Annotated in this window: 15 protein-coding genes; 6 read left to right on the top strand and 9 right to left on the bottom strand. The window is 67.2% G+C overall.

What is annotated here, in order from left to right; all coding sequences use genetic code 11:
• Positions 1-326: 326 nt before the first annotated feature.
• A complete protein-coding gene (locus OG300_RS34835) occupies positions 327-1493 on the bottom strand; it encodes a steroid 3-ketoacyl-CoA thiolase (RefSeq protein WP_405488424.1) in 1167 nt (388 codons plus the stop codon).
• Positions 1494-1699: 206 nt separating this feature from the next.
• Between OG300_RS34835 and OG300_RS34840 the strand changes: the two genes are divergently transcribed.
• Positions 1700-2899 carry a cytochrome P450 gene (locus OG300_RS34840; RefSeq protein ID WP_405498799.1) on the top strand — a complete coding sequence of 400 codons (1200 nt, stop codon included), beginning with the start codon at positions 1700-1702 and terminating at the stop codon, positions 2897-2899.
• Positions 2900-3003: 104 nt separating this feature from the next.
• Here the strand turns inward: OG300_RS34840 and OG300_RS34845 are convergent, their stop codons facing one another.
• The 4 genes from OG300_RS34845 to OG300_RS34860 are packed head-to-tail and all read right to left on the bottom strand — an operon-like array spanning position 3004 to position 6594.
• A complete protein-coding gene (locus OG300_RS34845) occupies positions 3004-3417 on the bottom strand; it encodes a nuclear transport factor 2 family protein (RefSeq protein ID WP_405488426.1) in 414 nt (137 codons plus the stop codon).
• On the bottom strand, positions 3414-4580 hold the full coding sequence (locus tag OG300_RS34850; RefSeq protein ID WP_405488428.1) for a thiolase domain-containing protein: 1167 nt from the start codon (positions 4578-4580) through the stop codon (positions 3414-3416). Before OG300_RS34850 ends, OG300_RS34845 begins: the two co-directional genes overlap by 4 nt.
• On the bottom strand, positions 4577-5611 hold the full coding sequence (locus OG300_RS34855) for a thiolase domain-containing protein (protein WP_405488430.1): 1035 nt from the start codon (positions 5609-5611) through the stop codon (positions 4577-4579). Before OG300_RS34855 ends, OG300_RS34850 begins: the two co-directional genes overlap by 4 nt.
• Positions 5612-5628: 17 nt before the next feature.
• Positions 5629-6594 carry a Zn-ribbon domain-containing OB-fold protein gene (locus OG300_RS34860; protein WP_405488432.1) on the bottom strand — a complete coding sequence of 322 codons (966 nt, stop codon included), beginning with the start codon at positions 6592-6594 and terminating at the stop codon, positions 5629-5631.
• Between the two features lie 127 nt (positions 6595-6721).
• On the opposite strand from OG300_RS34860, the gene OG300_RS34865 reads away from it, so the two are divergent.
• From OG300_RS34865 to OG300_RS34875, 3 genes are all read left to right on the top strand, one after another.
• Entirely contained in the window at positions 6722-7759 is a 1038-nt protein-coding gene (locus tag OG300_RS34865) for an LLM class F420-dependent oxidoreductase (RefSeq protein WP_405488434.1), read from the top strand.
• Positions 7760-7929: 170 nt separating this feature from the next.
• Positions 7930-9576 (top strand): acyl-CoA synthetase, encoded by a 1647-nt coding sequence (locus tag OG300_RS34870; RefSeq protein WP_405488436.1) that lies wholly within the window; start codon positions 7930-7932, stop codon positions 9574-9576.
• A gap of 139 nt (positions 9577-9715) precedes the next feature.
• The gene (locus OG300_RS34875; RefSeq protein WP_405488438.1) at positions 9716-10717 is read left to right on the top strand and encodes a sigma-70 family RNA polymerase sigma factor; all 1002 of its coding nucleotides are present in this window, start codon (positions 9716-9718) and stop codon (positions 10715-10717) included.
• Positions 10718-10730: 13 nt separating this feature from the next.
• Here OG300_RS34875 and OG300_RS34880 read toward each other — a convergent pair whose 3' ends face one another.
• Both OG300_RS34880 and OG300_RS34885 read right to left on the bottom strand, forming a co-directional pair.
• Entirely contained in the window at positions 10731-11924 is a 1194-nt protein-coding gene (locus OG300_RS34880; RefSeq protein ID WP_405488440.1) for a Rieske 2Fe-2S domain-containing protein, read from the bottom strand.
• Positions 11925-12047: 123 nt separating this feature from the next.
• The gene (locus OG300_RS34885) at positions 12048-12461 is read right to left on the bottom strand and encodes a VOC family protein (protein WP_405488442.1); all 414 of its coding nucleotides are present in this window, start codon (positions 12459-12461) and stop codon (positions 12048-12050) included.
• Between the two features lie 174 nt (positions 12462-12635).
• On the opposite strand from OG300_RS34885, the gene OG300_RS34890 reads away from it, so the two are divergent.
• Entirely contained in the window at positions 12636-13832 is a 1197-nt protein-coding gene (locus OG300_RS34890; RefSeq protein WP_405488444.1) for a glycosyltransferase, read from the top strand.
• A gap of 37 nt (positions 13833-13869) precedes the next feature.
• Positions 13870-14565 (top strand): maleylpyruvate isomerase family mycothiol-dependent enzyme, encoded by a 696-nt coding sequence (locus tag OG300_RS34895; protein WP_405488445.1) that lies wholly within the window; start codon positions 13870-13872, stop codon positions 14563-14565.
• 90 nt (positions 14566-14655) lie between these two features.
• Here OG300_RS34895 and OG300_RS34900 read toward each other — a convergent pair whose 3' ends face one another.
• Together OG300_RS34900 and OG300_RS34905 are read right to left on the bottom strand one after the other, a co-directional pair.
• Positions 14656-15783: an acyl-CoA dehydrogenase family protein gene (locus OG300_RS34900; RefSeq protein ID WP_405488447.1), complete on the bottom strand. Its 1128-nt coding sequence runs from the start codon at positions 15781-15783 to the stop codon at positions 14656-14658.
• 22 nt (positions 15784-15805) lie between these two features.
• Positions 15806-16999, bottom strand: a complete 1194-nt coding sequence (locus tag OG300_RS34905; protein WP_405488449.1) for an acyl-CoA dehydrogenase family protein — start codon at positions 16997-16999, stop codon at positions 15806-15808.
• Positions 17000-17112 lie beyond the last annotated feature (113 nt).

The raw sequence follows: 17112 nt of genomic DNA on the forward strand, positions 1-17112 counted from the left end.
GTCGTTATCTCGGATACGTATCATTGATATTAGCGGCTCAGTAACTGAAAACCTACGCCTGATTCGCGATTTCCTTGAAGCTTCTAGGCGGTGATCCGGTTCACCCACTGTGGCTTGGGCGTTTGCGGGCCAACCCCACGGTTCTTGCCGAGGGCTTAAGAGCCCCGGTTCTGGCCCGTCGCGAGGGTCTTCCCGAACGGGCCCCGGGTAGCTATAAGATAGCTGACGTCTCATCTTGTTGTCTGTACCGAAGTTTGTGTGGCGTACGCCACGTTTCGCGGCAAGTCGGATGAACGTTCAACCTGGCCGAAAATGATTCCGGCGGACTAGATCAGCTCGATGATCGTGCCCGTCGCGAGCGCCCCGCCACAGCACATCAGGATCATCGCGGTGCTCTTGCCGGACCGCTCCAGTTCGTGCAAAGCCGTTGTGATCAAGCGGGATCCGGTGCTGCCGACCGGATGGCCGATCGCGATCGCGCCGCCGTTGACGTTCACCCGATCGAAGTCCGGCTTGTGCACCGAGGCCCAGGACAGTGCCACCGACGCGAAAGCCTCGTTGATCTCGAACAGATCGATATCCGAGATGCTCATGCCGGACTTGTCGAGCAGCCGCTGGCAGGCCTGGACCGGACCGTCCAGATGGAATTCCGGCTCGCCACCCACCAGGCACTGCGCGATGATGCGGGCGCGCGGGCGCAAACCCTCACGCTGCGCGGCCTTTTCGTCCATCAGCAGCACCGCGGCCGCGCCGTCGGAAATCTGCGAGGAAGTACCCGCGGTGTGAATTCCGCCCTCCAGCACCGGCTTCAGCTTCGCCAGGCCCTCGCGGGTGGTCTCGCGCAGACCCTGATCGCGGCTGATGTCGGCGGTCTCGCCGGTGGGGTTGCCCTCCTTGTCGACCTGCGGCGCGTTCTTGATGGTCAGCACCTCGCGGTCGAAGCGGCCCTCGGCCCACGCCTGCGCGGCCAGCCGCTGCGAGCGCTCGCCGAGCGCGTCCACATCGTCACGAGTGATGCCGCGCCGCTTGGCAATTCGCTCCGCGGCCTCGAACTGGTTGGGCATGTCGATATCCCAGGACGCCGGACGACGCGGGCCCGCGTTCGTTCCGACGTTGGCGCCCAACGGAACATGGCTCATCGACTCGATGCCACAGGCCAGACCGGTCTCGATGGCCCCGGCCGCGATCAGGCCCGCGACCATGCCGACCGCCTGCTGCGCCGAACCACACTGATTGTCGATGGTGACCGCGCCGGCCTGCCACGGCAGCCCCGCGTGCAGCCACGCGGTGCGGGTGACATTGTTGCCCTGCTCGCCCACCTGCATGACGCAGCCGCCGACCACCTGCTCGACCAGAATCGGGTCCAGGTTCGCGCGCTCGAGCACGCCCTGCTGTGCCGCGCCGAGCAGCTCGGCGGCGTGCAGACCGGCGAGCCAGCCGTTGCGCTTGCCGATCGGAGTGCGTGCCGCCTCGACGATGACGGGTGTACCCATGTCATTCCTTCCGGATCAGAACTGCAACGAGTTCTCTACCAGTAACGTAAGCCTGTTCGGAGCTATTACCTAGTCCCTTCTCTTGTTTTACCTCCTGTGCTTCAATAGCGGTAGAACGTGTTTCAGTTAGTCGAAGGAGACTGCTGGTGGTTGACGCTCAGACCCAGCCCAATGTGCCCGACGGATTCGATGTCACAGACCCGGAGATGTGGGCACAGCGTGTCCCCGTCGAGGAACTCGCGGAGCTGCGCCGCACCGCTCCGATCTGGTGGAATCCCAAGTCGCCCGAGGTGGGTGGTTTCACCGACGACGGCTTCTGGGTGCTGAGCAAGCACGCCGACGTCAAGACCGTCTCGCGGCGCGACGACGTGTTCTCCACCTACGAGAACACGGCCATCCCGCGGTTCCAGGACAGCATCACCCGCGAGCAGATCGATCTGCAGCGCTTCGTCCTGCTGAACAAGGACGCCCCGGAGCACACCAAGCTCCGCAAGATCATCGCCAAGGGCTTCACCCCGCGCGTGATCAACGGCCTGCGTGCCGAACTGACCGCCCGCGCCGAGTCCATCGTGGCCGCCGCGGTGGCCTCGGGCACCGGCGATTTCGTGGAGCAGGTCGCGGCCGAACTGCCGCTGCAGGCCATCGCCGAACTCATCGGCGTGCCGCAGGAAGACCGCATGAAGCTGTTCAAGTGGTCCAACGACATGACCAGCTACGACGATCCGGAAAGCGATGCCGATCCGGTCATCGCCTCCACCGAGATCCTCGGCTACTCGTATCAGATGGCCGAAGCCCGCCGCGCGGCCCCGGCCGATGACATCGTCACCGAGCTGATCAACGCCGACATGGACGGCGAAGCGCTGCTGCCCGAGGAATTCGGCTTCTTCGTCATGATGCTGGCCGTGGCCGGCAACGAGACCACCCGCAATGCCACCACCCACGGCATGATCGCGTTCCTCGAGAACCCCGAGCAGTGGGAGCTCTACAAGGCGCAGCGGCCCAAGACCGCCGCCGACGAGATCATCCGCTGGGCCACCCCTGTCAGCAGCTTCCAGCGCACCGCGCTCGAAGACGTGGAAGTCAGTGGCGTGCAGATCAAGAAGGGTCAGCGCGTACTGCTGTCCTACCGCTCGGCCAACTTCGACGAGGAGGTGTTCGAGGATCCGTTCACCTTCAATATTCTGCGGGATCCCAACCCGCACCTGTCCTTCGGCGGCACCGGCGCGCACTTCTGCATCGGCGCCAACCTGGCCCGGCTCGAGATCGACATCATCTTCAACGCCATCGCCGACCACATGCCCGACATCACCAAGCTCGGTGATCCGCGGCGGCTGCGCTCGGGCTGGCTCAACGGCATCAAGAAGTTCGATGTCGACTACACCGGCGGGTGCCCGGTAAAGCACTGACCCGAAACGGATTTGATCTGCCCGGCGCACCCCTCTCACTCCGCCGGGCAGATACAAAAAAGCGGGCGACCGGAAATCCGGTCGCCCGCTTCATTTTCTGCGTATCAGAGTGGGCGAATCGTCGCCATTGCGCGTTCGGTCTCCCAGAAAGCGCGCAGGGCAAGGATTTTGCCGTCGTCGTCCACCTTGTAGGTGAACACGCCCTCGGCATCGATGAGCTGACCGCTCATCGTGGTGCGAATGCGGCCGGTGTAGACCACTTCGCTACCGCAGGCGAACGAGTCGTCGAACAGGAACTCGATCTGATCGGTGGCGGCAATCGCCTTGTCCCAGAACGCCCCGATGGCCTCGGCCCCGCGGTGTCCCTTGCCGTCCGGGTCGAAGAACGACGGACCCACCGGATCCTCGACGATGCCGTCGAGGGCGAACAGCGCCACCCAGGCGTCCTTGTCCTTGGCGCGGACCGCGGCCTGCGACGCCCTACCCGCCACCCGGGCCGGATGATCGTCGTTCGTCACGGCTGCTCACTCCCGACCACCCACATCGAGAAGTACTGCGAGCCACCGCCGTACGCGTGGCCGAACGCTTTGCGCGCGTTCTCGACCTGGTAGGCGCCCGCGCGGCCCATGACCTGCTTGGCGGCCTCGGCGAAGCGGATCATGCCGGAGGCGCCGATCGGGTTGGAGGACAGCACGCCACCCGAGGGATTCACGGGAAGCTTTCCGCCGATGGCGGTTTCGCCCGCGTCGGTGAGCTTCCAGCCCTCGCCCTCGGGGGTGAAGCCCAGGTTCTCCAGCCACATCGGCTCGAACCAGGAGAAGGGCACGTAGATCTCGGCCGCGTCGATCTCCTCGAGCGGGTTGGTGATCCCGGCCTGCTTCCACAGCGCCTTGGCGGCTTCCTGACCGGCCTTCGGGCTCACCTGGTCACGCCCGACGTAGGCGAGCGGTTCGGTGCGCATGGCGGTGCCGTGGATCCACGCCACCTTCTTGCCCTGCGCCTCGACCGCCTTTCCCGACGCTTCGTCACCGATCACGATGGCGCACGCGCCGTCGGAGGACGGGCAGGTCTCGTCGAAACGAATGGGGTCCCAGAGCATTTGGGACGCCATCACCGATTCCAGGGTGATGTCGGGCTGGTGCAGGTGCGCGAACGGGTTGAGCGCGCCGTTGCGGCGATCCTTCACCGCGACCATCGCGCCCACGTGCAGCGGGGCGTTGGCGCGACGAATGTAGGAGCGCACGTGCGGGGCGAAGTAGCCGCCCGCGCCCGCGCCGACCGGCTTGGTGAACGGCACCGGGTTCGACAGCGCCCACATGGCGTTGGACTCGGACTGCTTCTCCCAGGCGATGGCGAGCACCTTGCCGTGCACGCCCGCCTGCACCTGGTTGGCCGCGACCACGGCGGTGGAGCCGCCGACCGAACCGGCCGTGTGCACCCGCAGCAGCGGTTTTCCGGTGGCGCCCAACGCATCCGCGAGGAACAGCTCCGGCATCATGGAGCCCTCGAAGAAGTCGGGGGCCTTGCCGACCACGACCGCGTCGATATCGGCCATGGTCAGGCCGGAGTCCGCCAGCGCCCGGTCGATGGCCTCGCGGACCATGCCCGCCATGGAGACATCCGACCGTTTGGTCACGTGATGAGTCTGTCCGGTGCCGAGCACCGCAGCTGCCAATGTCATCGTGCCTCCAGGGTGGCGACCAGGTTCTGCTGCAGCGCGGGCCCCGAACTGGCATGGGCCAGTGCGCGATTCGCGGTGCCATTGAAGATTTCGGTGGCGGCGAAGCCGATTCGTTCCAGCCCGGCCGCGAACATCGGATTGCCCGCCAGCGGACCGCCCGACGGGTTGATGCGGGTGTTGCCGTTCAGGCCGATGGCCTGCTTCAGGATCAGTTCCTCGTGGCTGAACTGCGTATGCAGTTCGGCCACATCGAAATCGGTCGCGCCGTCACCGATGGCGACCTTCGCGGCCTTGGTCGCGGACTCCGAGACCGTGAGGTCGCGCGCACCCAGCACCGGGGTGTCGATGTAGTGCGAGATGCCGGTCAGCCAGGCCGGACGCTCGCGCAGCTCGCGGGCGCGATCGCCCACGGCCAGCACGATGGCGGCCGCGCCGTCGGTGATCGGCGCGATGTCGTGGGCGCGGAACGGATCGGCGACCTTCGCTGCGGCCAAGTACTTTTCGGCGTCACCGCCGGTGGTGCGGGCGGCGACCGCGGCCATGTCGGCCTCGGTCCACTTGCCCGCGTCCAGGCCCGCGCGCGCCTGCAGGCCCGCCATCGAGACCGAGTCCGGCCACAGCGGCGCGACCAGGTACGGGTCGGTCTGCAGGCTCAGGATCTGGCGCAGCGTACCGGCCGAGGACTTGCCGAAGCCGTAGACCAGCGCGGTTTCCGCCTGTCCGGAGCGCAGTTTCACGTACGCCTCGTACAGCGCCCAGGCCGCGTCCATCTCTACGTGCGACTCGTTGATCGGCGGCACCGCGCCGATCGAGTCGATCGCCGAGATGAACGAGAACGCGCGTCCGGCAAGGTAATCCGAGGAGCCGGAGCACCAGAAGCCGATATCGGAGACGCCGATGCCGAGCTCGGTGTAGAGCTGCTGGAAGCACGGCGCGAGCATTTCGACGCCATTGGTGGTGCCGAAGGTCTCCGGCACGTGCGGCGCGTGGGCGAAACCCACTACCGCGATGTCGGTTGTGTTGTTGCTCAAGGTATTTCAGCGCCTCTCTACAGGTGGTGCGCGAAAGAGTCGTAGTCGGCGTCCGGTTCGCCGGTGGGCCGGAAGTGGTCGATATTGCCGATGGACAGGCCCCACTCCTCACGCGGTTTCCATACCGCCTTGACCTTCATGCCCATCCGGACCTCGCTCGCCTCGATGCCGAGCACCAGGTGCAGGAACGGAATGTCCGCGCCGTCCAACAGGATGTAGGCGGCCACGTACGGCGGCTTGATGGACTGACCCATGAACGGCACGTTCACGATGCAGAAGGTGGTGACGAGACCGGTGTCGGACACCTCGACGTAGTCGTCGGTGGGGGAGCCGTCACGCGGGTCCGCGCCACGCGGCGGGAAGTACACCTTGCCGTCCATGCGGGCGCGGGCGCCGAGCAGCTTGCCCTCGGTGAGTGCCTTGAGGAAAACGGCTTCCTGCGGCGCGGCGGTGTGCTTGATCGAGAAGTCGACCGGGGTCACGATGCCGGTGATCGGCTCCAGATCCGCGGCCGAGTCGGTCGGTGCGGCGGAGGTTTCGCCCGGCTCGAAGGCCAGGATGTCGTGGATGCTGCCGGTCCGTTCACCCGCCCAGCGCGCCCGCACCCGCAGGCCGGTGCTGATGTCGGCCGGATCGGCCACATCCACGGCGTGCAGGATCGCGGTGTCCGCGCCGTCGAGCTTGATCAGCGCGAAGGCGAAGGGCCGGTCGAAGGGCTGACCCGGCAGCGGTTCGGCCACCCACGACCACGTCTGGACCGTGCCGACGTCGGAGACGTCCACGAATTCCGTCAGCGGTTCGCTGGTCTTCGGATCGAATTCCGCGGGCGGCACGATCACGCGCCCATCGGAACCCCGCACCCCGACGACCTTGCCGGATCGCAATTCCGTGAGGAAGCGACCGATGATCGGACCGGTGGAGCGGGTGTAGTCGAATTGCATCCGCAGCGGTGCGGACAGTACTTCGGTGTTCCCCAGAGTCACGAGATCGAGTAGAACAGGTTCTAGTGATGGTGGCAAGGGCCGGAGCCGCGCCCCGGCTAACCGCCGCATAGTCCGCGGGGACCCGGTCCCCGCGGTGCCCCGGATGTTCTAGGAAAGGGACGCTGAGATGCGCTTCGGATTGCAGCTCGGATATTGGGGCGCGCAGCCGCCCGTCAACCACCGCGAGCTGGTGGCCACCGCCGAGGAGATCGGCTTCGACGCCGTCTTCACCGCGGAATCGTGGGGTTCGGACGCCTTCACCCCGCTGGCCTGGTACGGCTCCGACACCAGCCGGGTGCGGCTGGGCACCTCGGTGGTGCAGATGTCCGCGCGCACCCCGACCGCAACCGCCATGGCCGCCCTGACCCTTGATCACCTCAGCGGTGGGCGGCACATCCTCGGTCTCGGCGTCTCCGGCCCGCAGGTGGTCGAGGGCTGGTACGGCCAGCCCTTCGGCAAGCCCCTCGCGCGGACTCGCGAATACGTCTCGATCGTGCGGCAGGTGCTGGACCGCGAAGGCAAGGTCACCAGTGCGGGCGCGCACTACCCGCTGCCCTACAACGGCCCCGGCGCAACGGGATTCGGCAAGCCGCTCAAGTCGATCACCCACCCGCTGCGCTCGGACATCCCGATCTGGCTGGGTGCCGAGGGTCCGAAGAATGTGGCGATGACCGCCGAGATCGCCGACGGCTGGCTCGCGATCTACTACACCCCGCGGCTGGCCGACATGTACAACGAGTGGCTCGACGAGGGCTTCGCCCGCGCGGGCGCGCGGCGCTCACGCGAGGACTTCGAGATCGCCGCCACCGCGCAGGTGATCCTGACCGACGATCCGAAGGCCGAGCTGGATCGGCTGCGGCCGTTCATGGCGCTCTACATCGGCGGCATGGGCGCCGAGGAGCTCAACTTCCACGCCGAGGTGTACCGGCGGATGGGCTACGGCGAGCAGGTCGACGAGATCACCCGGCTGTTCCGGACCGGCCGCAAGGACGAGGCGGCCGCGGTCGTCCCGGACGAGCTGATCCTCGACACCACCATCATCGGCGACGAGGCGCACGTGCGTGAGCAGCTGAAAGTGTGGGAGAAGGCGGGCGTCACCATGATGCTGGTCGGGGTGCGGGACGTCGCGCAGTTCGAGGCGCTGAAGCCGCTCATTCAGTCGTAGTCCCGGCAGCCGAATCGGCCCGGTCGGCCGCCCGTTCGGGGGCGGATCCGGCCGGGCTTATAGCAATTGGTCGCTTGGCTGACTACGCTGTGACGGGTGCCACACGAAATGTCCGCTGAGCGGGAGAACGGGCCTTGCGAAGTAGCAAGAACACGTTCTATTTTCTACCTGTGAGCTACAACATAGCGGACCTCGTCGAGCACGCCATCGATCTGATGCCGGAGCGGGTGGCTCTGGTTGACGATCGCCGTTCCCACACCTACGCGGAGCTCGAGCGGCGCACCAACCAACTCGGCCACTACCTGCTCGAACAGGGCGTGAAGCCGGGCGACAAGGTGGGCATCTACGCCCGCAACACCATCGAGGCCGTCGAGGCCATGGTCGCGATCTTCAAGATCCGCGCGGTGGTCATCAACGTGAACTACCGGTACGTCGAGAACGAACTGCAGTACATCTTCGAGAACTCGGATCTCGTCGCGCTCATCCACGAGCGCCGGTACAGCGACAAGATCGAGAACGTGCTGCCCAAGGTGCCCGCGGTCAAGACCGTCGTCACCGTCGAGGACGGCACCGATCTCCCGCGGCCCACCGGCGCGGTCGAGTACGAGGCGGCCCTGGCCGGCAGCTCCGACGTCCGGGACTTCGAAGACCGTTCCGCCGACGACATCTTCATGCTCTACACCGGCGGCACCACCGGCATGCCCAAGGGCGTCATGTGGCGGCACGAGGACTGGTGGCGCGTGCTCGGCGGCGGCATCAACTTCGTCACCGGCGACCGCATCGAGGACGAATGGCAGCAGGCCAAGGTCGGCGCGGCCAATGGCCAGCTGGTGCGCTGCCCGATCCCGCCGCTGATCCACGGCGGCTCGCAGACCGCGGTGTTCCACAGCCTCTTCGACGGCGGCAAGGCCATCATGATGCCCGAGTTCAGCGGGCACGGCGTGTGGCAGGCCATCGACAAGCACAACATCAACCTGATCTTCATCACCGGCGACGCCATGGCGCGGCCGATGCTCGACGCGCTGAAGGCGGGCAACCCGGAAACCGGTGAGCCCTACCAGCATTCGACGCTGTGGGCGATGGCCTCCAGTGCCGCGCTGTTCTCGCCCTCCCTCAAGGACGAGTTCATCGAGCTGCTCTCCAGCACCATGATCACCGACTCCATCGGCTCCTCGGAGACCGGATTCGGCGGCCTGTCGGTGGCCACCAAGGGCGCCACCCACACCGGCGGCCCGCGCGTGAAGATCGACGCCTCCACCAAGGTCATCGACGCCGACGGCAACGAGGTCGTGGCCGGTTCCGGCCAGGTCGGCCTGCTCGCCCGCACCGGCAACATCCCGCTCGGGTACTACAACGACCCGGTCAAGACCGCGGAGACGTTCAAGGAGTACAACGGGGTCCGCTACTCCATCCCCGGCGACTTCGCCCGGGTGGAGGAGGACGGCGCGGTCACCATGCTCGGCCGCGGCTCGGTCTCCATCAACTCCGGCGGCGAGAAGATCTACCCCGAAGAGGTCGAGGGCGCGCTCAAGGCGCACCCGGAGATCTTCGACGCGCTGGTGGTCGGCGTGCCCGACGAGCGCTGGGGACAGCGCGTGGTCGCGGTCGTGCAGTGCCGCACCGAGGTTCGCCCCACCCTGGACGAGCTGCGCCCCACCCTGATCAAGGAGATCTCGTCCTACAAGCTGCCGCGCAGCGTGTGGTACGTGGACGAGATCAAGCGCTCGCCCGCCGGTAAGCCCGACTACAAGTGGGCCAAGGCGCAGACCGAGGAGCGTGCGGCGGACGACCACGCCCACGCGCCCACGACCAAGTAGATCGCCCACGACCAAGTAGATAGAGCCGAACTGTGCCCGCCCGCGATTGCGGGCGGGCACAGTTTGTTTGCAGGTGGGCGGGTATCCCGGGGAAATTGCGGGGTTCTTCTTGTCGGTGGGCTGTGGGAGGCTTTGCGACATGAGTGAGAAGGCTTCGGGCGTCGTTTCGGACGAGGTTTTACGCTCCTTCGAGGGGCATCGGCGGGAGTTGTGCGCGTACGCGTATCGCATGCTCGGGTCCTCGTTCGAAGCCGAGGACGCGGTGCAGGAGACCTTCACCCGGGCGTGGAAGTCCTACAGCTCCTTCGAGGGGCGGGCCAGCCTGCGCTCGTGGCTCTACAAGATCGCCACCAATGTCTGCCTCGACATGCTCGACGGGCCGCAGCGGCGGGCCCGGCCGATGGACCTCAACGGCCCCTCCACGCCGGATTCGTCCTTGCCCGCGCCCGAACCGGATTACGTCTGGGTCGAGCCGATTCCGAATGCCCTGGCCTTCGGTGCGGATCCGGCCGAGGCCGCCGGGGCCAAGGACTCGCTGCGCCTGGCCTTCGTGGCCGCCGTCCAGCACCTGCCCGCCAGCCAGCGCGCCATCCTGATCATGCGCGAGGTGCTGCGCTTCTCGGCGGGGGAGACCGCCGACATGCTCAATGTCTCCCCGGCCTCGGTGAACAGCGCACTGCAGCGCGCTCGCGCCACCATGTCGAAAGTGCAGGAGACGTCCACGGTTTCGGACGCGTTCGACGAGAACAACGCCCAGCAGCGCAAACTCGTCGACGATTTCGTGAAGGCCTTCGAGGCCTACGACATGGGCGCGCTCACCGAACTGCTCAAAGCCGATGTGGCACTGTCGATGCCGCCGTTCTCGCTCTGGGTCTCCGGGCCGGAGAACATCGCGGCGTTCATGCTCGGCACCGGCCATGCCTGCCGCGATTCGCGGATGGTGCCCTTGGCGGGCGCCAATGGGCTACCCGCCTTCGGTCACTACAAGCCGTCCGATAGTGAAGCGGGCGTGTGGGTTCCGTGGTCCATCACCACCCTGGAACTGGACGGCGACCGGATCTCCGGCCTCACCTTCTTCCTGGACACCGAGAAGCTGTTCCCGCTCTTCGGCCTGGCCCCGGAGTTGCGCGAGGCGCGGTGATCCCGCCGCGTCGTCAGGCGTGCTGCGCGGCCTCGGCCTCGGCTCGGGCGCGCAGGTTCTCGGCCACCTGGGCCTCCCAGGCCGCATTGGCCTTGGTGGTGTCGACCTCGAACTCGAAGCGCTGCACCGACTTCGGGTCGATGTCGGCGACGTCGACGTAGAACTGGTCGTACCAGCGGCGCAGCTGGTAGACGGGTCCGTCTTCCTCTGTGAGCAGCGGGTTGTCGATCTTGGACTTGTGCTTCCAGATCTCGACATCGCCCATGAAGCCCTCGCCGATGCCCTCGAGCATCTTGCCCGCCAGGCGATCCGCGGTCTTGTCGTCCACGCCCTGCGGCTTGCGCAGCGTCATGCCCCACTGCAGCATGAACGCGTCCTGCGAGATCGGGTAGTGGCAGTTTATGAGGACCGTGTCCATCTGATAGCCGCTGTAGATATTGGTCAGCGGGTTCGTCATGTAGGACGGACCGTGGTACGCGGCAACGGATTTCAACAGTGCGTCCCCGCCGTACTGGGTGGCCATGCCGATATCGGGCCGTGCCGTCGACTCCAGGAACTGGGTGGCGACGTGGCCTTCGAAGACGTTCTTGAAGTAGGTCGGGTAGGCGTAGTGGATGTAGAAGAAGTGCGCCATGTCCACGACGTTGTCGATGATCTCGCGGCAGTTGGAGCCCTCGATCACCATCGAATTCCAGCTCCACTGCGTCCATCCGGAGTCGAGCTGTTCGACGCCGCTGCCGTCGGCAGCGGTGAACGGTCCCTCGATGTAGGGGATGGTCACCTCTGCGGGCGGGTCGTTGCGCTCGTGGTCGTGCCAGACGAACAGTTGCCCGTTGCGCTCCAGCGTCGTCCAGGACCGGGTGCGCGCCAGCGGCGGCACGCGGCGGGCATACGGGATCCCGGTGCACTTGCCATCGCCGCCCCAGCGCCAATCATGGAACGGGCAGGCGATCGAATCACCTTTGATCTCACCCATACTCAGGTCGCCACCGAGGTGACGGCAGTACCCGTCGAGCACCTGCAACCCTCCGGTGCTGTCGGCGAAGACCACCAGTCTGGTGCCGAAGGCGTTGATCGCGTGCGGCTTGCCGTCCCGGAAGGTCGCGGCCAGTCCCAGGCAGTGCCATCCGCGGGCGTACCTGGTCGGGGCCGTGCCCACATCGATCTCACGAACTTTGCGGGCCGGTCCCTGGGCTGTTGCTGACATCTGTCGGCTCCCCTTCACGAAACTAGAACACGTTTCAGTTTTGGTTACTGAAACAGGTTACAGAATCCCCCGGGGGTGGGCCAGGAAATCCGGACACTTGTCCCGGTCAGCCGGACGTTCCGATCAGCCCGGATATGCCATGTGGAAGGGCTCCCACTGGTGGCCGTCGGGATCGAGGAAGGTGCGGCCGTGCATGCCGACCTGGGCCTCCTGTGCCCGCTTCTCGGCATTGACCTCCTCGGTGCCCCCGGCGCGCAGCGCGGCGTCGGCGAGCTCGTCGACCTCCTGGGGTGTGGCCAGGCTCAGCGCGTAGACGCTGCCGAGGGACCCGCGGGTATCGCTGATCGGCCGGGTGGCGAAGTTGGTGAAGAAGTCGTGGGTCAGCAGCATCAGGCAGATGTTGTCGTCGATCACGATGCAGGCGGCATTGTCGTCGGTGAAGTCGTGGTTCACCTTCCAGCCCAGCGCCTGGTAGAAGCGCATGGATCGGTCCAGGTCGGCGACGGGAAGATTGATGAAGATCATCTTGCTGGCCATGGTGATTGGTCCTCTCGTCCGCGATCCGGGTGTGCATCCATCGGTGCTCTAGTACGGACGGGGCGGGGGCCGCAAAGTCATCGGAGCGTCCGTTTTGTGGCCTGTGACACATCATTTCCCGATCGTCCGGTCGGCGATCCGCCCGGCGTGCGAGAGTGGCTGTGGAGGTGCCCGATGAAGTACAGCTACCTGGTCGCGCTCACCGGCAGCGGCGGTACGGTGCCGCCGGAACTGGGGGTGGTGCGGCGGCTGGTGCGGCACGGTCATCGGGTGACGGTGCTGGCCGAGGAGTCGATGGCCGCGCAGGTGGCCGCCACCGGCGCCCGGTTGCGCCCGCGCGCCGGAGCCGGGTACGCCCGCGACACCGCCGACGAAATCGACGCCGACCGGCCGAATCTGGTGCTGGCCTCCTTCTTCGCCTTCGGCGCCATGGTCGCCGCGCAGGCCTGCGACGTCCCGTTCGCGGTGCTGGTGCCCGGCATCTACCCGCTGCCGATGGAGGGCGCGCCGCCGCCGGGGACCGGCTTCGGGCTCGCTCGGGGGCCGCTGGGCCGGATGCGAGATCGCGTGGTGGGCACGCTGGTTCAGCGTCGCTGGGACGAGGAGCTGCTACCGCGGCTCAACGCGCTGCGCGCCGACTTCGGACTGGAACGGCTGGCGCACTATCAGGATCAGGCGCAGCTGGCGCAGCGTCAGCTCGTATTGTCCAGCGCCGCCTTCGATTTCCCCGCGCAACCGCCCGCCGGAGTGCGCTGGGTGGGCCCGATCCTCGACGATCCGGACTGGGCCACCGCGGCGGACTGGCCAGTCGCAGACGGCGGCGACCCGCTGGTGCTGGTCTCGCTCTCGACCACCCAGCAACGCCAAACCGATTGCCTACAGCGCATTTCCGACGCACTGGGCCGCCTGCCCGTGCGCGCGCTGATCACCACCGGTCCCGCCGTGGATCCGGCCGAGATCATCGCCGGTCCGCAGGTGCGGGTGGTGCGCTCGGCCCCGCATCGCGAGGTCATGCGGCACGCCAGCCTGGTGATCACGCACGGCGGTCACGGCACGCTGATGAAGTCGTTCGCCGCCGACCTCCCGGTCCTGGTGCTGCCGCACGGTCGTGACAGTGCCGACAACGCGGCCCGCGTGCACGCCCACCGCGCCGGAATCGTGTTGGCGCGCACCGCGACTCCGCAGCGCATCGGTCGTGCCGTGCGGCAGCTGCTGAACACGCCCGCGCACTACCGCGCGGCCGCCGACCTGGGCCGGGCCATTCGCCACGACGCCCTGGGTGCGGCGCTGCGCCACGAGATCGAGCCCGCCGGTGAGCACCCCGGCCCGGCGGCCGACCGCATCCTGTCCCTGCGCGAACTCGAATCCTGAGGCGCGGGACCGGCGGTGTCCGGTTACCGTGAGCGCCATGAACTTCTTGGCCATTTTGCGCGAGCAGCTCAGCGCCTTCGGTGAACTCATCACGCCGGACGTCGAGCTGTCGGCACCGGTTCCGCACTGCGGCGACTGGACCTTCTACGACCTGGCCGACCATGTCGGACAGGGCAATCTGTGGGTGGTGAACGCGGTGGCCGAGGGGCGCGGCGACTTCCAGGGTGAGCCCGCCCCGAAGGACGCCGTCGAACTGCGGGCCTGGTACGACGCGAGCGCGAGCGCCATGGTGGAGACGTTGTCGGTGGATCCGGCGACCCCGGCCTGGACGTTCACCAGCGCCATGCCGCGCACCGTCGGCTTCTGGCAGCGTCGCCGCGCCCTGGAGACCCTCGTCCACGTGTGGGACGGGCACAACGCCTTCGGCACTCCGGAGGCCTTCGATCCGGCGATCGCCTCCGACGGCGTCACCGAGGTCTTCGAACTCTTCGCGCCCCGCATGATCAAGCGCGGCCTGGCCACCGAACCCGAAGTGGCCCTTGGCCTGCGCTCCACCGATACCGGCCAGAGCTGGACCTACGGTTCCGGCGAGCCGGTCGCCGAACTCACCGGCACCTCCTCGGATCTGCTGCTGGCCCTGTGGCAGCGCAAGGACGCCGAGGACCCGGCACTGCACTGGAAGGGCAACTGGGCCGCGGGCAAACGGGTGCTCGCGGGTCCGCTGGTTCCCTGAGCGGCAGGCCCACCGAATTCACCTGTGCCCGAACACCACAACGGCGAGGCAGTGGCCCTTATCGGGTCGCCGCCTCGCCGTTGGGATTGATCAGTTGGCGGTGTCCGCCAGCAGACCGCCCAGTGCGCGCAGGTGGTCGGTCGCGCCGCCGAGCGCGAATTCGTGGTGCTTGGCGGCGGTGAAGTACTGGTTGACGATGTGATCGCGGTCGATGCCGACGCCGCCGTGCACGTGTACGACGGTGTGGGCGACGCGGTGACCGGCGTCGGCGGCCCAGAACTTGGCGGTGTGGACCTCGGCGGTGGCCGGAAGTCCTTCCGAGAGCAGCCACGCCGCCTGCTGCACGGCTAAGCGGACACCCTGCACGTCGATGTAGGCGTCGGAGAGCCGCTGCGCCACAGCCTGGAAGCTGCCGATCTTGCGGTTGAACTGCTCACGCTCACGCGCGTAGTCCGCGACCAGCTCCAGACCCTTCTCGACCACGCCGAGCTGGGTGGCGGCCAGGCCGAGCCACGCCCGCTCCAGCAGCCAGTTCAGGATCTCGCCGCCCTGTTCGACGGTGCCCACCAATTGTGCGGGGGTACCGGCGAATTCGACCTCGGCCTCGGGGGAGCGGTCGGTGACGATCTGGTCCTCGATGCGGACCGAGGGGTGCGCGGGATCGACCAGGAAGACGGCGGGGGAGCCGTCGACGCTGGCGGAGACCAGGATTCGCGCCGCCTGCCGGGCGAAGGGCACGGTGGTCTTGAGTCCGGTCAGCTGCCAGCCGTCACCGGCCATGGCCGTGGTGACCGGCTTGCCCAGCTCCCAGTTGCGCTCCTCGCTCAGCGCCGCGGTGAGGACGATCTCGCCGGTCGCGGCCGCGGCGGCGAGCTCCTGCTGCGGCTGCGAGCCGAACGCGGCCAGCGCGCCCGCGCCGAGCACGATCGACCACAGGTAGGGCACCGGCGCGACGGACTTGCCGATCTCGCGCAGGATCGCGGTCTGCTCGAGCACGCCGAAACCGCTGCCGTTCACCGTCTCCGGCAGGGCCGCGGCCAGCACGCCGGTCTCGGCCAGCGAGCTCCACAGGTTGGCGTCGAAGCGCACGGTGGGTGCACCGGCGGCGTCGGTGTTCTTGTCGAGCTCACGCAGCCGGTCGGCGGTGACGAGCTTGCCGGTGACCTCGGCGGTGAGGCGGGCGAGGTCCTGCTGCGCTTCGGTAAGGCTGAAATCCATGATGGTTACCTCGGTTTCGGGGTCAGCGCGACGCGGCGGGCTGCTTGAGGGCGGTCATGGCGATGATGTCGCGCTGCACCTCGTTGGTGCCGCCGCCGAAGGTGAGGATCAGGCAGGCGCGATGCATGCGCTCCAGGCGGCCGCGCAGCTGCGAGCCCGCGGAGTCCTGTCGCAGGTAGGCCTGCGGGCCGAGGATCTCCATCAGCGCGCGATAGGACTCGGTGGCCAGTTCGGTGCCGTACACCTTGGTGGCGGAGGCGTCCCACGGCCGCGGCGCGGCGTCGCCGCCGGCGTCGGCGCGCGAGGCGATCTCCCAGTTGGTGAGCTTCAGGTATTCGACCTTGGCGTGGATGCGGGCCAGGCTGATCTGCACCCATTCCTGGTCGATGACGCGGGAACCGTTGGCGGCCTTGGTGTTGCGCGCCCACTCGGTGACCTGCGAGACGGCCAGCGCCAGCGGCGCGGACGAGGTGAGCGCGACCCGCTCGTGGTTGAGCTGGTTGGTGACCAGCGACCAGCCGCCGTTCTCCGGGCCCACCATGTCGGAGTGCTTGACCCGCACGTCCTGGTAGTAGGTGGCGGAGGTGTCGGGTCCGGCCATGGTGTGCACGGGAGTCCAGGAGAAGCCCTCCGCCGTGGTCGGCAGGATGAACATCGAGATGCCCTTGTGCTTCTTGGCGGCCGGGTCGGTGCGGGCGGCGAGCCAGATGTAGTCGGCGTAGGCGATGAGGGAGGTCCACATCTTCTGGCCGTTGATGATCCAGTCGTCGCCGTCGCGGACCGCGGAGGTGCGCAGCGAAGCCAGGTCGGTGCCCGCGCCCGGCTCCGAGTAGCCGATGGCGAAGTGCAGCTGACCCGCGGCGATCTTGGGCAGGAAGAACTTCTTCTGCTCCTCGGTGCCGTAGTGCATGATCGTCGGCGCAACGGAGTTGATGGTCAGGAACGGCACCGGGGCGCCCGCGATGGCGGCCTCGTCGGTGAAGATCAGCTGATCCATGGTGGAGCGGTCCTGGCCGCCGTACTCCTTGGGCCAGGCCAGCGACAGCCAGCCGTCGCGGCCCATCTCCTCGACCACCTCGCGGTAGACGTTGCCCTCGCCGTACTCGCCGGTCTGCGCCGAAAGCGCCTGTCGCCGTTCAGGAGTGATGAGCCGGGTGAAATAGTCACGCAGCTCAGCGCGAAGCTGTTCCTGTTGCAGCGTGTATGCGATCCGCATGCGGTACCTCTAGCCTTCTTCGCTGTTCAATGTGCTCAGCAGGGTTCAGCCGATCATGACACAGCTGGTGAAACATGTTCCAGTATTGCACCGCGAAAGGGTTGCCTTGGCTG

Source organism: Nocardia sp. NBC_00511 (assembly GCF_045161165.1).
In the GTDB taxonomy this organism is placed as follows: domain Bacteria; phylum Actinomycetota; class Actinomycetes; order Mycobacteriales; family Mycobacteriaceae; genus Nocardia.

Excerpts from the sequence above, each read along its gene's own strand:
- OG300_RS34840 (WP_405498799.1), top strand. The coding sequence starts at position 1,700 with ATGTGGGCACAGCGTGTCCCCGTCGAGGAACTCGCGGAGCTGCGCCGC.
- OG300_RS34835 (WP_405488424.1), bottom strand. The coding sequence starts at position 1,493 with ATGGGTACACCCGTCATCGTCGAGGCGGCACGCACTCCGATCGGCAAG.
- OG300_RS34890 (WP_405488444.1), top strand. The coding sequence starts at position 12,636 with ATGAAGTACAGCTACCTGGTCGCGCTCACCGGCAGCGGCGGTACGGTG.
- OG300_RS34885 (WP_405488442.1), bottom strand. The coding sequence starts at position 12,461 with ATGGCCAGCAAGATGATCTTCATCAATCTTCCCGTCGCCGACCTGGAC.
- OG300_RS34895 (WP_405488445.1), top strand. The coding sequence starts at position 13,870 with ATGAACTTCTTGGCCATTTTGCGCGAGCAGCTCAGCGCCTTCGGTGAA.
- OG300_RS34865 (WP_405488434.1), top strand. The coding sequence starts at position 6,722 with ATGCGCTTCGGATTGCAGCTCGGATATTGGGGCGCGCAGCCGCCCGTC.
- OG300_RS34880 (WP_405488440.1), bottom strand. The coding sequence starts at position 11,924 with ATGTCAGCAACAGCCCAGGGACCGGCCCGCAAAGTTCGTGAGATCGAT.
- OG300_RS34850 (WP_405488428.1), bottom strand. The coding sequence starts at position 4,580 with ATGACATTGGCAGCTGCGGTGCTCGGCACCGGACAGACTCATCACGTG.
- OG300_RS34875 (WP_405488438.1), top strand. The coding sequence starts at position 9,716 with ATGAGTGAGAAGGCTTCGGGCGTCGTTTCGGACGAGGTTTTACGCTCC.
- OG300_RS34905 (WP_405488449.1), bottom strand. The coding sequence starts at position 16,999 with ATGCGGATCGCATACACGCTGCAACAGGAACAGCTTCGCGCTGAGCTG.
- OG300_RS34900 (WP_405488447.1), bottom strand. The coding sequence starts at position 15,783 with ATGGATTTCAGCCTTACCGAAGCGCAGCAGGACCTCGCCCGCCTCACC.